The following is a 17,520-nucleotide window of genomic DNA, read 5'->3' as shown; positions in this document are numbered from 1 at the left end:
ATTTCTGTAACATGTTTGTTTAAAACGAATCAAAATCAATATCAAATGTTTATTTCATAACATAACTTAACCATCACTCATCTGTTATATCTACTTAAACAGATCTTCTAAAATATGTTGTGATAACATAACACATATTTTTCTTCCATCTGGAGTATACATAGTGTTACTAGAAGAAAATAGCTGGGCCAATAAGGAATCTATTTCCATAGCATCTAGTTTTTTATTATGAGGAATACTTGCCTTTTTAGCTAGGGCTCTTATTAGGCTTTCTGCAATGGGAACTGTTAGTTTGTCATTGTTCAACTTAAACTGCTCTATAAGGCCTTCCAATAGTGATTTAAGTGCATATTGAGTTAGCTCTGCTGGACAACCGTGTACAATGATCGTAGATGGGCCAAAGGAATCAATAATAAACCCCAAGGTCCTCAAAATTTCTTTGTACTCTAATAAAACAGTACAGTCTATAAGGCTTAAAGTTACTTGCTCAGGAATAAGTAATTGTTGAGATACGCCGCTGCTATTTTTAAAGTGGCTTATAAATTTGTCATACAGAACTCTTTCATGTGCGGCTTGCTGATCGATAAGAAGAGAGCCGGATTGAACCTGGGTAACAATATAACTAGCATACAGCTGAACGGCTTGCCCCACTTCATTTTTATATGGTTCTGATAGTTTACGAGATAAAAGGGGATCTGTCGGTGACTTTTCTGGAAATAAAGCTTGCCAATTTTGAGATGAAAATGAATGTGTATCATCTTTAAAATGTGTATAGTCTCTCTCTTTAGCATTGCTCGTTGTTACTTTAACTGGAGTACTCAACTGAAGGGGAAATACGTTGATATTTTGCTCAAAGTCTAAAGCATTACCCACATGATGTGTAGCTAAACTTCTTACTACTACAGCTTTTAAAATAGCATAAAGTGTTTTTTCATCTTGAAATTTAATTTCCGTTTTAGTTGGGTGTACATTTATATCCATTAACTTGGGATCTATGGTCAAATAGATAACATAAAAAGGGAAACTATCTGTTGGTAAAAGGGAGTTATATGCGTTTTTAATAGCATGATTGAGAAATGCACTTTTAACAAAACGCTGATTAACAAATATAAACTGTTCTCCTCTGGTTTTTTTTGCTTGTTCAGGCATGCCTATATAGCCTTCTATAGTTACTATATTGGTTTTTTCACTGCAGGGAATCAGCTGTTTCTTATAATTATCTCCAAAGAGGTGTACAATTCTATGACTTAATTTCTCTGGTGACAATCTGTATATTTCTGTATCGTTGTGGTAAAGTATAAAAGATATGTCTGGCCTAGCAAGTACTGCATGTTGTACTTCTTCTAAAATGTGTTTAAACTCTACGGGATTGGATTTTAAAAAGTTTCTCCGTGCCGGAACATTATAAAACAAGTTTTTAACGCTTACATTTGTTCCTACTGCTGTTGCAACAGGTTCTTGTTTCTTGATATTTGCGTCTTCTATAATTATAGCATTTCCAATCACTTCGTCATGTAGCCTTGTTTGCATTTCTACTTGTGCTACAGCTGCAATAGAAGCCATTGCCTCTCCTCTAAAACCCATTGTTTGAATTTGAAATAGATCATCTGTAGTGGAAATTTTAGAAGTTGCATGTTTTTCGAAACACATACGTGCATCTATTTCATTCATGCCTATACCATCATCAATAACCTGTATAAGTTGTTTTCCAGCATCTTTTATAATAATTTTTATTGTTTTGCTTGCTGCATCTATGGCATTATCTAGCAACTCCTTGACTACAGAAGCAGGACGTTGTACTACTTCTCCTGCTGCTATTTGGTTTATCAGTAAGTCAGATAAAATATGAATTTTATTCATTGCTACAATGGTATGTAATGGATGTGTTGATACTTCTGAAAAACTCAATTTAAATGCAAGAAGGGCATGTATCTATTTAGACAATCCCATCTTAGATCTAACATGCAAAATCCATAATGCATTTTTTCAACCTCTTATCGTACTGTGCAATCAATAATAATTGATGATATTCTATGTATTTAAATTTAGGAAATTTAAGGATTATGATCAGCATTTACATCAATATATAAAATATATGTATGGTTTACATAAATTACATACTCCCGAGATACGCTTTAAAACAGCAGTCTTGTAGATACTCCTTCCTTATACTTGAATGGAAACTCAAGAGGCATGTAGCCCTAAGCGAAAAATACATATAACTGAATATTAATAGAAAGCAGGTAAATTAGAATATAACATACCATGGAAAAGCGAGGGTGAAAGACGGGATTCGAACCCGCGACCCTTGGCACCACAAACCAATGCTCTAACCAACTGAGCTACATTCACCATAAAACATTACATGTCCACAACCTGGATCTGGATCAAGAATTCCCATAACTGTCTAAATACAAATAACCGAAATTAAGTTCGAAAAAGCAAAAAAATGGTTCTTGAATGAGAAAATTATTGGTAGTGGTATAGTGTGTCAAGACCCAGCACCAACACGCACAACAGATTTAATAGTTTTTTTTACCCATTGCATCTCTTGATTATCAAATATATATAAAGTGGGTTCAGCAAGACCACTATCGTAAGCTACATTACTTATATAATGATTATGGCCTGTTTGATAATCACTAAAAAAAGAACCATATGTACAAATAGGAGCTGTATTGATGTATTCCATAGTAAAATATTTTTTAGCCATCAATAGAGGAATTCGTTGCACTAAATCATTTAGACTTTTTACAGGAATTCCATCAAAAGATAGGACTTTTAGCCTAAAACATCTTTGTCCATATCCTGCCCAGTGCTTTACCTGATGAAATATAGTATAAGGTTCTGTAAACGCGAATGTAAGCGTTTTAGGGACTTCGCCCCCCTGGTGACTAAAAAAATCATCGCTTTCAAAAAAGACAGTTCCACCAAATCGGACCATTTTCTTAATTTTATGTTCCTCTAGGTCATACACTTGTAAAGTCAATTCCTTCCATTGGCCTTTTCTAAAAATAAGCAGCTGTATTGTATCTCCTTTGTTGACCCTATTCAAGGCTAGATCAAAATCTACTAAACTAGGACCAATCTCTTTTCCATTAATAGCCCAAAGAATATCTCCTGGTAGCAGTTGAGAGGCTGCTGGTGTATTTGCCAATGTGTTTGTGACCTGAATAACAGTACTAGAAGAATTTGGAAACTGTTTTAAGTATGCTTGTTGCTTTGATACAGGGAAATCATTATAACGCATAGCATCTGTTAATGAATAGGTATCTACAAAAGCTCCTATATGTTTTCGGATTGGGGTATGTCCTTTTTTAATAAAAGGTAAAGCATAGCGAATATAGGCTGGATGCAATGCATAGGCGAATGTATTACTGCCTGCATAATTTAAAGCAATTGCTTGTCCTTTACTGTTAAAAACAGGAGAGCCACTGGATCCACCTCTTGTATTAAGACTTAACCGAATAGCATGCTGGGGCATGGCTCCAATAACATGATATATACTCGCTACCGTACCCGTATGTAGGGAAAGACTGTTACCCTCATTGTTTCCAATGATAAAAATCGGCTGATCTGGACAGGGGTCTATTAGGCTAAAAGAGGATGCTTTTACGTCATTAGGAATCATTTTAGGGTCCACCTTTAGGAATCCATAATCCAACCAAGGATCATAATATACTAGATTTGCTTGCATCCGTATTCCATTGTAGAAGGTAACCTCGTACGTCCCTATTACAGCAGCGCCAATGACATGTTGATTTGTAAGAATATATCCTGCTTCTCGATCAATCACAAAACCCGTCCCATACCATTTACTTTCTTGTTGATAAGCTGATAATGAAGTTGTTACTTGTATGGTAACAACTGATTTTTTTGCATGTTCTAAGACGGTAGGGGTAATAGAAGGCTTAGCAAAAGCTGTTTGAGCACAAACAGAGAGTAGCATATGGAAGCATATCCATATTACATACCGATTATAATTTCGTTTCATAGTGTTTTTATTTAATTACCAATAATAGAGGTTACCACCCATTCTAAATGAATAGCATCCCAGGTGAGTAATTTAGGTTCTGGACTATTTTCATCATAGGTTATATTTTGTTTATATCGATTATGTCCTGTAACAGGACCAAAAGGAGTTGAAGTATGTAAATAATTGATATACTCGATCGTAAAATACTTTTTCGCCATGCAAATTGGGACCAATCTAACCATATCATTTAAAGTAGCTATTGGCTGATCCGCACAAGTTAACAATTGGCTTCTGAAGAAAGAGATGGAGTCTTTTTCTAGCTCTAGTGAGCATATAGACTTGAATATATTACTTGGATGTCCTGCACAAAAGACTACAGTTCCTGCAGACATACCTGTATATCTACTAGATGGGTCATCTAGCTCAAAAAACGTAACTCCGCCAAATTGAACCATTTTTTTTATTTTATGGGTTTCTAGATCATAGATGGGAATTGTTATATTATGCCACTCTCCTTTTCTAAAAAGAGTAAGACGGACAGTCTCTTTCGTAGCAGCATTTATAGCCATATCAAAGTCAATAAGATGCCCTATTTGTTTTCCATCTACCTCCCATATAATATCTCCCGATAGTAGAAACTTTGCTGCAGGAGAGCCATGCAATGTAGTATGAACGCGTAAAATTTTATCATTGGCTGTAGGGAATTTTTTTCGATAAGCTTTCACCTTTTCATTAGGAAATCCATCAAACCGTACTGCCTCTGTCAAGAGATAATCTGCAACCAGAACCCCTATATGTTTTCGAATAGGTATCTCTCCTCTTTCCAAAAAAGAAAGGGCATATTTTATGTAAATTCCTTGTAAAACTACAATAGAAGTATCCATAGAACCATAAGCCAACCCTAGTGCTTCTCCTTTACGATTCCATACTGCAACTCCACTCGATTTCCGTAGTGTTGAATCTGTATTGACAATAAAGGATTCTTGTGGCATTGGAAAATCCCAAGTCTCTATTGCACTAATAGTTCCTTCATGCAGGGTATGTTGATGATTTTCTCCACTATTAAAAGTAAAAATGGCCTGATTAAGAGATGCCCCTTCGCTACTCCAAATCGTTTGGGATACTGCCTCAGGAATGGTTTTCGGATCTACTTTTAAGAAAGCATAACCTATCCAAGGGTCGTAATACAAAAACTTTGCATCTGTTTGCTGGCCATCAAAAAATGTAACTGTATAGGTACTAACAGTTACTGGACTATAGCTAAGTGTTAGTATATACCCTTTTTCTTTATTTGCTACTATACCATTTGCTAGCCAATTATTAGGAGGCGTATATGCCGTTAGTGAAGTCTGTACGTTAATTGCAACAATAGACTGTTTAGCATTTTGTATAGTGGTTGATTTATAATTGGTTTTTGCAAAAAGGCATGGAGATGTATAAAACAACCATATGATACATAATGGTATTTGAAAGAATCTTATTTTCATCTTTATTAATATTTAATAAATAAAATTACACTAAAATAGAAACTAAAACTATTTTATACTAAATAATTATCAACTATAGATTATTTATTTTGATAATAGGCAATAAAACAAGTACAAGAAATAATAATTCCAGCACCCAGCCATGTGGTAAAAGCTGGCCACTCATGAAAAAATAGATAACCAAATAAAATAGAGAATATAAGTTCTGTATATCTAAAAGGCGCTAAAGTAGAGGCATCTACTAATTGAAATGCTTTTAATAAAAAATATAAGATCAAATTGCTACCAATACCCAATATACTTAACACCAATAGTTGGTACAAGGTTGGTGTATGCCAGGTATAACCTGCTACTGGTAACATGCAAAAAGAGGCCATTAAATTAGAGAAAAAGAGCATAGAAAGGATTGCCTCATGCGCTACAAATTTTTTGTTAATAACATCTAATGATGCAAAAAAAATAGTTGATAGTATACAGCCCAAAACAGGCGTATTATACCCTATTACAGCAGGACGAAATACCAAGGACATGCCAATAAAAACACATAATGTAGCCAACCATATTGGCCACGCGACCCGTTCTTTAAGAAAAATTCTAGCTAAAATAAGTATAAAGATAGGATTGGTAAACCCTATTACAGTAACTGTACTCATCTCCACCTGGGTAAGGCCATAGCAATATAGCCCCATACCAATAGCCAAAAATGTACCACGGAAGAAGTGAAGCACCAAATATTTCGTCTTAAACGCATGGATTCCTTTATGATATATCATAATAGGTATCAAGAACAAGCTGCCAAATGCAAATCGAAAGAAACAGATCTGATAAGAGGTTAGCCCTACTGCTAAATATTTGGTAACCACATCATTTAAGCAACTTGAAAGCATACTAAAAAATAACCAAACTAATGATTGACAATAATTGTTTTGCTGTGGATGCATTGTCAATTTTAAAGATTTTTAAATATAGAATCTACAGATTGGTCTTGTAAAAAACGTTCCGCATCTAGTGCTGCCATGCAACCTGTTCCAGCAGCTGTTACGGCTTGTCTATATCGAATATCTTGAATATCTCCAGCTGCAAATACTCCAGAAATGTTGGTATGCGTTCTTCCTGGCGTTACCTGAATATATCCATGATCATCTACCGCTATGTAGGGTAAAAATGGAGCCGAATTTGGTTGATGACCGATAGCGACAAATATACCTGTAGCATCTATTACATCAAGTTGGTTGGATTTGACATGGATAACCTGTACGCCCTCTACAGTTTCTTGTCCTAAGATATCTTTAACTTCTGTATGAAACCATATTTGAATATTTTCTTTGCTACTGACACGGTTCTGCATAATATTTGAAGCGCGCATTTGACCTTTTCGCACAAGGAGATGTACTTTTTTACAAAGTTTAGATAGATACAATGATTCTTCAGCAGCCGTGTCTCCACCTCCCACTACTACAACAGTTTCATTTTTAAAAAAGAAGCCATCACAAACAGCACATGCAGAGACCCCTCTACCATAAAGTCTTTTTTCTGAGGGTAATCCCAACCATTTTGCAGATGCACCAGCAGCAATTATAATGGCTTGTGCTGTAACTTGTTGACCATTATCCAGTATCAATAAACGTGGGTAAACAGAAAAATCTACTTTAACTATAGTTCCCTCTTTAATAATTGTTCCAAATCGCTCTGCCTGAGCTTTGAAGTCTTCCATCATAGATGGACCTAGTACCCCATTTCTATATCCAGGATAATTTTCTACATCCCCCGTAATGGTTAATTGCCCACCTGGCTGTGGTCCTGTATATACCACAGGGTTTAAACCTGCTCGAGCAGCATAGATAGCAGCAGTATAACCAGCTGGTCCTCCTCCAATAATAATTAGTTGCGTAGGTTGAGTTAGCATAGTATAGTGTTAAAAATAAGATAAATGCTAAAATCTGTATAAAAATTTGGAGACAACTAAATAGGCTCTTTTGTAGTTTAAAACAAGCATCTGACGCTAGTTGTATTTTTACACCTATTTTCTTTCCCTATTTTCCTGCAAAATGCTGGTTTTATATTTATAGCTAACTAAAAAAAACTTTAACTTGCAAGTTTTATACGTTTATGCACACTATACATAAACGTATAAATTTTTTATAGCTAAAAATGAATGTTTTATAATTGATTACCTACCCTAGATAACATTTTAATGTTTCGTGACCAAGTGTTGCTTTTAATTTTTTAATAGCCTTTTCTTTTACTTGACGAACACGTTCTCGAGTTAACCCAAAACTAGCCCCTATTTCTTCTAGGGTTAATATTGGCGTATTATTAAGACCAAAATAAGAACATAATACATCACGTTCTCTAGGTGTAAGCACCATCAATGAGCGTTGAATTTCTCTACACAAAGAATCATTCATTAACTCACTATCTGGCTTTTTTTCTACATCATTTTCTAAAACGTCCAATAAACTATTTTCCTCCCCTTGAACAAAAGGGGCATCAATAGATATATGACGCCCTGCGACTTTTAAGGCATCTCTCACTTCCTCTGGATCTATTTCTAAAAACTCAGCAAGTTCTTCTACTGTTGGTTCTCTCTCATACTTTTGTTCCAATTTAGAGAAAGTTCTGGAAATTTTACTCAGAGAACCAATTCTATTTAATGGCAATCGAACAATCCTAGCTTGTTCAGCTAAAGCCTGTAATATAGACTGTCTAATCCACCAGACGGCATAAGAAATAAACTTAAATCCTCTTTTTTCATCAAATCGTTGAGCAGATTTAATTAAACCAAGATTACCCTCATTAATCAAATCACTTAAAGATAACCCTTGATTTTGGTATTGCTTAGCAACAGAAACAACAAAACGAAGGTTTGCTTTGGTTAACCTTTCAAAGGCTGCCCTATCTCCCATTCTAATTTTTTTGGAAAGCTCCACCTCTTCGTCTGGACTAAGTAAAGGAACTCTACCAATTTCTTGGAGATACCTATCTAATGACTGACTTTCACGATTTGTAATTTGCTTGCTTATCTTAAGTTGTCTCATATGTTTACCAGGTTAAACGAACATGCATAATTTATTTTTCCTATAGAATGGCTATAACCTACCCACCGGAGGCTGCTTTAGCAGCTTCTTTAGAAGGTAGTAAGGCTTTTCGTGATAACTTATATTTACTTGTTTTATAGTCTATATCAATAAGTTTTACTTGGAGTTCTTCTCCCACCTCTAATACCTGTTCTAAATCTTCAATTCTTTCATGACGAACTTCTGAAATATGCAATAATCCATCTTTACCAGGCATAAATTCTATAAATGCACCATACTTGAGCACCGCCTTCACTCTACCCGTATAGATTTCACCAACCACTGGTTTGGAAACAATAGCATTTACTCTACTAAGCGCTTTTTGTAGCGTATTTTGATTACCAGCAAATATTGTAACAATACCTACATTATTCTTTTCAACAATATCAATATCTGTACCTGTCTCTTTTTGAATTTCTTGAATAATTTTTCCTCCAGGGCCAATAATAGCCCCAATCATTTCTTTTTCTACTTCTATACTCATAATGCTTGGAGCATGTTCTTTACGTTGTAACCGAGGAACATCAATGGTCTCAACCATTTTCTGAAAAATATGTAACCGGCCCTCTTTTGCTTGCAATAAGGCTGTTTCCAATACCTCATAAGATATACCGGCAACTTTCATATCCATCTGACATGCTGTAATACCGTTACATGTGCCCGTTACTTTAAAATCCATATCTCCCACATGATCTTCTTCTCCCAAAATATCTGACAACACAGCAAATCTTCCTGTAACAGGATCTGTAATTAGCCCCATGGCAATACCTGCAACATGGGATTTAATAGGAATGCCAGCATCCATAAGTGCCAAAGAGCCAGCACAAACCGTTGCCATAGAAGAAGACCCATTGGACTCAAGAATATCAGAAACTAAACGTATAGTATATAAAATTTCTTCATCAGGAGGCAAAACGGATTTTAGTGCCCTCATGGCTAAATGTCCATGTCCAATTTCTCTACGAGAAGGTGCCCTATTCGGCTTAATTTCACCTGTAGAAAATCCAGGAAAATTATAATGAAGCATAAAGCGATTATACCCATCTTCTGTAACTCGATCAATGATTTGTTCATCAAATTTACTACCAAGGGTAACAGTAGTAAGTGATTGGGTTTCTTCCCTTGTAAAAAGGGCAGAACCATGGGCAGATGGGAGATAATCTACCTCAGATTCAATATGCCTAACTTGATCTAACTTACGACCATCTAAACGTATACCTTCATTCAATATCAGATCTCTAATAGCTTGATTTTGTATGTCAAGCAGAAACTCCCCTTGGTGCACAGAGGACACTTCTTCTTCTGCTAGGTTTGTAGAGAGCTGCGCACTATAATTTGTTTCTACAGCTAGAAAAGCTTCTTTTCTCAAACGCTTAGAAGGGATATTCTTTTTAGCTACTGCATACATGTCAGCATAAATAGCTTGGCGTAATGCAGGATCATACATTGCTTTCGTTAGTGTAGCAGTAGACTGTAAAGATCTTTTTTGCATACCAACAGCTTCCATAAACTCCCTTTGAACTTGACAATGCACTTTGATATGCTCATGTGCAAAGCGGATGGCTTCTACCATTTCAGATTCTTGTACTTCATTCATTTCCCCTTCAACCATGAGTACACCATCTTCTGTAGCAGCTACAATCATGTTGATGTCTGCTAACGGCATCAAACTAGATGAAGGATTAATGAGCCAATCACCATGTACACGTGCAACACGTACTTCAGAAATAGGACCATTAAAGGGAATATCAGAAACGGCTAAAGCAGACGAAGCAGCTAAAGCAGCAAGTGCATCTGGTGCAATGTCACTATCTGCAGATATAAGAGATATATTTACCTGAACCTCAATATTTAGACTATCGTCAAAAAGCGGACGAATGGCACGATCTACCAACCTAGCAACTAGTATTTCATGGTCTCCCAATCTACCTTCCCTCTTTAAAAACCCTCCAGGTATTTTACCTGAAGCAGCAAATTTTTCTTGGTAGTCTACGTAAAGAGGGAAAAAACTAAAACCTTCTTCTGGCCCCTCTTTTGCAACCACAGTTGCTAGAAGTATCGTATTGTTCATCCGAACAACAACCGAACCATCAGCCTGGGTAGCCAACTTCCCAGTTTCTATAGTAATAACCCTATTATCGGGTAATGTTATTGTTTTTGAAACTATTTTTCTGAGCATATAATATGATGAGCTTAATATAAAAAAGCGTTAATTCTCCTCAATTGGAGTAGGAAGTCATGAAATTCTAAAAGATTTCCCCATCATTTTTATGCATAGGAAAATCTTTGATCTTAAATAAAAAAGAAAACTAAAAATGAATTATTTTCTTAGCCCAAGGTTTGTAATAATATTCCTGTAACGATTGAGATCTTCTTCCTTAAGATAAGCAAGCATACGTTTGCGTTTGCCTACCAATTTTAAAAGTCCTAATTTTGCAGCATAATCTTTCTTTTTAACACTTAAATGTTCTGTCAAATGTTTAATTCTGTGTGTAAATAAAGAAATTTGAGATTCTGGTGAGCCACTATCTTTTTCAGATTGCTTGAATCCAAAAGTCTTAAAAAGATTTGTTTTATCTTGATTTGTTAACTTCATATTTTTTACTAAAAAACCTAGGCAAAGCCAGGGATAAAATTACCCCTAAACAAAATTACAAATAAAATTATCTAATGGCAAATATAAAAACTACACTAATTGCTAATACAATGATTTTGAACGAATTTTACAGAATCATTCTAAGGATTAAAGCATAAACTTAAGACACACACGATTACTATATTTTGGCAAAGTTGATGTAATGTTTATGTAACATGAATACCTTAGTAAATAAAAAACTTGCACCTAGTATTCATACAAGAGATATTCAAATTCCACATCTATTTTTTCAGCTATTTTTTGAGATGCATCTGGACCTATTTCCTTTGTATAACTATCTTGGTATAATGCATCCAAGTTAGCGTCATCTAGGGTTTCAATTTTTATAATTTTACCGCCAAATAGTCTGAGTGAAAAAGCATCCATCCATGTTAACGTTTCTGCTGTATTTGACGGATTACACCAACATACTTCTTCTAATGGAAGCTTATTAAAGTATGCTAATAGATCTTTATACTTAAACGTAGCTATTGGACGATCTAACTGAAAGAAAGGGTAATTTTTTTTACTAGGAACAATAAGTTGAATAGATTCAATATCATATTCTTTTTTAGATGAAATTTTATTAAAAATAACATTTTCTACTAGACATAGGGTAGAAATATCATGCCCATAAAACTCGTGTCCAGTAGTATCTTGTGATGCATCTTCTGATTCGTCCATAAGTAAATTTTTTAAAAACGCTGACATGGGCATAACCTCTACGAGTTTATCATCCTTATAAGGAACAAGTAAGCCTTTTTTCACACCATCTATGATCACTTTAGAAATTTCCTTATCTCGCATAAAGCATGGCCTATTCTGTTTTTCATCTAGATAGATTTCTCTCCAAACCTTTTTCTTATAGAGGACATAAGCCCTTGGTATAGCACTTGTTGCATTTTTACTGTAAGATTCTAATAAAGCATCTTCTCCTCCATTTGGTAACACACTTTCTTCCTTATTTGACAATTCATCTTCTGCTCCATAAGAAGCATCGAACGAAAATGATAGACAAATACTTAATATAAAAAGAAGATTCCTAAGGGACATAATTATACATTTAATTCAGTGGAATGTTAAAGAAAGACCTGTTACTAGTTATTTCAACTTCATTTTTAAAGTTTGTTCTTGCTATTTTTTTTATTTCAATCAATAAGCGATCACCTGGCTTCGCTAAAGACGAAATTTTACGTAAATCAGCTACTTCTCCCTTTACTTCTATCTTTTCTACAGGACGACTACCACGAGCTAATGTCACGACCCACTCGAATATTTTATATCTAGCATCCTTAGGGAGAAACTCTTGAAAATATTTATCAGGAATCACTTTAGCTTCTAACTTTCTAGGGCCAGGTGCCGGTACGCCAAGCTTCATATCAATGGATTTATTCATACTTGTAATACAGACTACTGGGTCTGGAATATCCTTTACTAGAAAAGATTCTGTCCCTATTAGACAGTCTCCATTATATACACTTAGTTTAACTTCTTTATTTTTAGGAATTATAGTAACAACTCCTTTCTTATTACCAAGTATTATTTCACCACCATATGCAGTGAAACGAGGCTTGTAAGCAATGCCTAGGGATGGAACTTGAATATCTAAATCATTACCACAATTTCGATATAAGGCTTGTACAGCAGCTGATTTAATCTGAATAACGGGTTGTGCTACTAGATATTCTATATTTTCTGTAATAATGGACTCTTGACCTCCGGTAGACTTTAATTTAATCTCAGCCTTGAAGGTTTTTTTTGCAAATCCATCATTATTATATGCTCCAGGGGTAGTTGTAAATGCAATTTTTCCGACTCCATCTTCAACCCTAATAGGCTTGCCATCCACAAACATATCTGGAGAAACTGCAGAGGAAGAAGCTGCCAAAATCAAATCGGCTTCATATTTACTTCCAGCTGCAACAATATGAGACTTTGTATTGGCTAGTAACTTAAGTGTGTCAAATTTAACATCAGAGGATCCTATACTACTACCCAATATATTAATAGAATCTGTTTCTGCAGTGACAACTTCAGACGCAAACTGACTTAATGTTGCTAGGGCTGTACCAAGAGGGATATGGTCAAAATTCAATGTAACAAAATCTTTACCAGATTGATTTGGATCATGACTAAAGAAATCATGGTCTTTTGCATCAAAAGCAATAGAGGGATATTTTTTTTTTGTTACAAAAGAGACTTGTTCTATATATTTATTTAATCTGTTTTTTAAAACACTCCCTTCTCCATTATTGATCATAAGATGGGCTACTTGAGCATCACTTTTTAACCCTTTTGGCAATTTAGTTGTAGCATCTATACCACCTTCTAAATCTATTAATTGGTTCTTTAGTCCATCTATATATTGGACGAGCTCTAAAGTATGGTTATGTATGTCTAATACTTGGTCAAATACTTGGACATCTCCTAAACGGTTACCCATATCACTCACCATCCGTTTCAGGGAAGTAATGGCATCTTTATTATGTTGCAATTGTAAATTCCTACTTTTATCAATGCTTATAGATAATAAGATAAATTTATCCAATACACTAGAACTGACTTGTAGGGCTAACATCGCTGTTAATACCAGATACATCATCCCTATCATTTTCTGCCTAGAACTTAACCTTTCTCCTGCCATTAATGTTAATAATTAATTATGTATTATGCTAAAGTATTTTGCTTGACATGTTAACCTCTAAAAGCAGTTAGTGTTTTCGCATAAATTTCATTAAGAGAAGTTACTTTTTGATTCAGCAAAGCCAATTCTTTCTTAAAATTCACAACCTCATTGCCCGCAATTTCCATTTCTGAAAGTACATTTTTTAGATGCTCATGCAAGAGGTTAGAACTACTAGTCTGTTCTTCCATACTATGGAGTTTTCTTTTGTAAAGCCCATTCATAGTAGCCAACATGTTATTCATTTCTTCTATTTGATTGGCATAATTTACCAATCCATCTTTGGAAGCTATTTTGTTAAATCCATGAAGCATGCTGTTAATCGAATCACTTACGTTAGCAACGTCCCCGATGACTTGTGTTGCCTGCCCTACATTTCTGATATAGTTTTCTGTCACTTCACCAAGTTGTGCAAAAGATGGTATTGCTGCAACATTATCTGAAAAACCACGAATAGAATTTGCTAAGTTTTCCAGCAAAGTAGTATCTATTTTTACTTGTTCCAAGCATTCGTTCAATTTTTGAGCCATCCCCGGTGTGGGGACTTCATTACGACGCGGAGTATCACCCCTATAGTTAGTGGAAAGTTCGGGATATACACGCGTCCAATCTACTTCTGGATGTTTAGGTTCAAAGCTACTTAAAACAAAAATCAATGCTTCTGTAGAGAGCCCAACCCCCAGCATTAATGACCCTCCAGGTAAATTCAACAGCTTGAACATAGCCCCTATAATTACAATGGCTGCACCAATATTGTATACAAATGGCATGATAGAGGTATAAAACCTATCTCTAAAACTACTAAAATTATTGTTCATTATTGTGAATTTAAGTTATAATATATTTTTATTGTCTGTTTATTACATAACTGGCATAACGCACCTAAAGCCAATAAATGAACGGGACTTATCCTTGTGTTCACAATCAAAAACACCTGTCTGTAAAAAATAAGAAATATCTTTCCAAGAGCCCCCTTTAATTACTTTAGCAACGCCGTCTTCCCTATACACTGGATTAATCGAGCAGCTTTTTTGTGCAAGTAAAGGGGTATAGTCATCTTCACACCATTCTGCAATATTTCCAGCCATATCATACAGTCCATAGCTATTGGGAGGAAAGGCTTTCACCGGCGAAGTGTATGTGTAACCACATTCCGCAAAATTCCCTTTCGTCGCCTGAAAGTTAGCTAGTAATTTACCTTGTTCATCCCTTACAAAGGGGCCTCCCCATGGATATTGCGCATGTTCTTGACCTCCTTTTGCCGCATACTCCCACTCGGCTGCTGTGGGAAGCCTAAAACTAGGACTAAGAGGTAGTCCTTTCTTTTTTAAATATTCATTTTTATAGATCGAACGCACTTTTGCATATTCTTTAGCAGCTTCCCAAGTAATGCCCACAACTGGATAATTGTCAAAAATGGGATTGTCATAATAGTTTTCAGTAAGTTCATCTCCCATAAACCTAGATCCAAAATCTTTTTTCCACACATTTTTATCAGGCATCAACTTTTCATCGATATAGGTTTCATCTAGTCCATATAGTTCTGGATTAGAACGAACAATAGATATAAATTCTCGATATTGTGCATTTGTAATTGCGGTCTCATCCATATAGAATTGAGTAATTGTCTTGCGTTGTATAATATTGGTTCGTTCAATAACGCCTTGATTAACTCCCCCACCCATTAAAAAAGTGCCACTTGGAACCAAAACCATGCCAGCTGGCGCATCATTTTTCCATCCTTTTTTGTTACTACGACCAAGAATTTCTCCATTTTGATTGGGGTGTACTGTACCAAATCCACTTACAATTAAGTAAACTAAAGTCGATAAAAATAGCCTCGATGAACCGTGCCTAGCAAACCTAATTATAATTGAGAGGGATGATCTAAAATATTTAAAACTAAAAAGCATAAGAGGGTATATATTACAAATAATTTTTATATAACATTGTTTGCATAATAATACATAATAATAAAAAAGTAATAACTTTTTTTATTTTCTATAAAAAAACTAGAAAGCTACAAACAGATACCATTTAAGGAACCATCCCACATCCGCATAATTAGGGCAATATATGCTTTTTTGATATTACTAACAATATCACCTAACCATGAATCCACGTAATGTTTCTATTTTCTACAGAATAGCGAAATAGTACTTAGTACTATGGGAAAATTTGCCCTAAACTGCAGAAATGCGCAACAACTAATGGTTAAGTTTACTTACAACCTGAGCTTGTTGATTCTGTTTAGACTGGCTTGGTCTATAACTATAGTCAAAATCATGTGGTGCGGATGCATAATAGGCTGTTATTTCAGCAGATAATGGGGCGTTACTGGACGCATCAAAACCGTAGCAATCCTCAAAATACTTTTTCCAAGTATAATTATCTGGGTTGGGCAAAGCATTGATACCTGTATCTTCAATACCATGTATAACATAATCAACCCATTTAAGTTTTTTAGCACCATCTGCATACTCACGCCAATCTCCCGTTACGGATTTCTCATATAATTTTTTGCTGAATTCTTTTAATGATATACCCATCTTTTTGGCTATTTTTCCCCCTAAACGTTCCCAAATTTCTTTAAGCATTTTACAGTCTTCTTCCAGCACTGGTAGATTTCGGGAATCAAAAAAGTAATTCATAGAAGGATGGTGATGCAATATCTCAGCATCCGGACAAGCATAAGATTTAGTAGCTAATGTAGCAATAATAGCAGCCATAGAACCCGCATACTGCTTTACCACTACATAGATAGGTGCTTTGCTAGCATGCATGGCTTGTAAAATATGGTATCCTGCTTCAACAGAGCCGCCGGGCGATGCTCCAATTATTATAAATATAGGGCTGCTGCTATCTTTGTTATTAAAATATTGAATTTGGTCTACAATGTGATTGGCACTCCAAGGCATGATGCTGCCATTTAACGGTATACATCTATCAGAAACAACTAAAATATTATCTGCTTTGCGAAGTGGCTCTTTAAGGTAAACAGGCTTTTTGTGCGTATACTTTTCCCGATCTACTGCTGTTTGTAGAGCATGAATTTCTGCTTGTAGTCTGTTTCTTTGTTCTTGTAATAGTTGGGTATGACTTCGTTCTAAATTTGCTTTCATTTCTAGTTCAGCGATTTGAACATGATGTACCTTCATCTGCTTTGTGAACTTAACCTGTTCAAGTTCCATTTCAACGACAAGTCTTTCTTTTTCCATATGTAGCAACCGCATGGCCTTGTCATGCTCCTCACGGACCTTTTCGTCCTCTACATCTTTAAGCAGACGTGCATGTTCTCTTTCAAGACGAAGTCGTTCAATCTTATCAACAATACCTGAAAGTTGTTTTTCTAAACGAGCTCTACGAAGCGCATTTTCAGCTTCCAGTTCAGCACGCATATCTACATCATTATTATTTATACCATTTGATGTAGATACATTGGAAGATGTTTCGTTATTATCCTCAATCTTTTTTGCCATAGTTATATTATGGCTAGCAGCTACTACTAGGCAAGAGAACAGTAACTTATGTTTGTAGTTAAAATATATCATTGGATTAAATGCGTTTATTATATAGCCAACAAAAAGACATAGGACAAATATACCACAATTAGATTGAAGAAGCCAATTTCAATATATAAATCTAGAAAAAGAACTATTATT

The 17,520-nt window shown here is 35.2% G+C and carries 13 protein-coding genes and 1 tRNA gene; all 14 read right to left on the bottom strand.

Features of this window, described 5'->3' with window-relative positions; all coding sequences use genetic code 11:
• Nucleotides 1–90 precede the first annotated feature (90 nt).
• The 14 genes from mutL to CCPUN_RS00150 all read right to left on the bottom strand — a co-directional run bounded on the left by mutL (nt 91) and on the right by CCPUN_RS00150 (nt 17,337).
• Nucleotides 91–1,860 (bottom strand): DNA mismatch repair endonuclease MutL, encoded by a 1,770-nt coding sequence (gene mutL / locus CCPUN_RS00215; protein ID WP_133281622.1) that lies wholly within the window; start codon nt 1,858–1,860, stop codon nt 91–93.
• A 417-nt stretch (nt 1,861–2,277) separates the two neighbouring features.
• Nucleotides 2,278–2,353 (bottom strand) — tRNA-His (locus tag CCPUN_RS00210).
• Nucleotides 2,354–2,491: 138 nt separating this feature from the next.
• Entirely contained in the window at nt 2,492–3,994 is a 1,503-nt protein-coding gene (locus tag CCPUN_RS00205; RefSeq protein WP_133281579.1) for a S1C family serine protease, read from the bottom strand.
• An 11-nt stretch (nt 3,995–4,005) separates the two neighbouring features.
• Nucleotides 4,006–5,463, bottom strand: coding sequence for a S1C family serine protease (locus CCPUN_RS00200; RefSeq protein ID WP_133281578.1), 1,458 nt, complete (start codon nt 5,461–5,463; stop codon nt 4,006–4,008).
• Nucleotides 5,464–5,543: 80 nt separating this feature from the next.
• Nucleotides 5,544–6,404 (bottom strand): DMT family transporter, encoded by an 861-nt coding sequence (locus CCPUN_RS00195; RefSeq protein ID WP_255414869.1) that lies wholly within the window; start codon nt 6,402–6,404, stop codon nt 5,544–5,546.
• Nucleotides 6,405–6,412: 8 nt separating this feature from the next.
• Nucleotides 6,413–7,369: a thioredoxin-disulfide reductase gene (gene trxB / locus CCPUN_RS00190; RefSeq protein WP_133281576.1), complete on the bottom strand. Its 957-nt coding sequence runs from the start codon at nt 7,367–7,369 to the stop codon at nt 6,413–6,415.
• Nucleotides 7,370–7,637: 268 nt separating this feature from the next.
• On the bottom strand, nt 7,638–8,501 hold the full coding sequence (locus CCPUN_RS00185; RefSeq protein ID WP_133281575.1) for a sigma-70 family RNA polymerase sigma factor: 864 nt from the start codon (nt 8,499–8,501) through the stop codon (nt 7,638–7,640).
• Between the two features lie 58 nt (nt 8,502–8,559).
• A complete protein-coding gene (locus CCPUN_RS00180; protein ID WP_133281574.1) occupies nt 8,560–10,719 on the bottom strand; it encodes a polyribonucleotide nucleotidyltransferase in 2,160 nt (719 codons plus the stop codon).
• A 141-nt stretch (nt 10,720–10,860) separates the two neighbouring features.
• Nucleotides 10,861–11,136 (bottom strand): 30S ribosomal protein S15, encoded by a 276-nt coding sequence (rpsO, locus tag CCPUN_RS00175; RefSeq protein ID WP_133281573.1) that lies wholly within the window; start codon nt 11,134–11,136, stop codon nt 10,861–10,863.
• A gap of 246 nt (nt 11,137–11,382) precedes the next feature.
• Nucleotides 11,383–12,228: a type IX secretion system ring subunit PorN/GldN gene (porN, locus tag CCPUN_RS00170; protein WP_133281572.1), complete on the bottom strand. Its 846-nt coding sequence runs from the start codon at nt 12,226–12,228 to the stop codon at nt 11,383–11,385.
• A 10-nt stretch (nt 12,229–12,238) separates the two neighbouring features.
• Nucleotides 12,239–13,819, bottom strand: a complete 1,581-nt coding sequence (gene porM, locus CCPUN_RS00165) for a type IX secretion system motor protein PorM/GldM (protein WP_133281571.1) — start codon at nt 13,817–13,819, stop codon at nt 12,239–12,241.
• A gap of 50 nt (nt 13,820–13,869) precedes the next feature.
• On the bottom strand, nt 13,870–14,676 hold the full coding sequence (gene porL, locus CCPUN_RS00160) for a type IX secretion system motor protein PorL/GldL (protein WP_133281570.1): 807 nt from the start codon (nt 14,674–14,676) through the stop codon (nt 13,870–13,872).
• Between the two features lie 42 nt (nt 14,677–14,718).
• Nucleotides 14,719–15,771, bottom strand: coding sequence for a T9SS ring complex lipoprotein PorK/GldK (porK, locus tag CCPUN_RS00155; protein WP_133281569.1), 1,053 nt, complete (start codon nt 15,769–15,771; stop codon nt 14,719–14,721).
• A gap of 294 nt (nt 15,772–16,065) precedes the next feature.
• On the bottom strand, nt 16,066–17,337 hold the full coding sequence (locus tag CCPUN_RS00150) for an ATP-dependent Clp protease proteolytic subunit (protein WP_165941863.1): 1,272 nt from the start codon (nt 17,335–17,337) through the stop codon (nt 16,066–16,068).
• Nucleotides 17,338–17,520 lie beyond the last annotated feature (183 nt).

Source organism: Cardinium endosymbiont of Culicoides punctatus, from assembly GCF_004354815.1.
Classification (GTDB): domain Bacteria; phylum Bacteroidota; class Bacteroidia; order Cytophagales; family Amoebophilaceae; genus Cardinium.
Note: the sequence above shows the minus strand (reverse complement) of the source record. Positions and strands in the feature narration are given on the sequence as shown.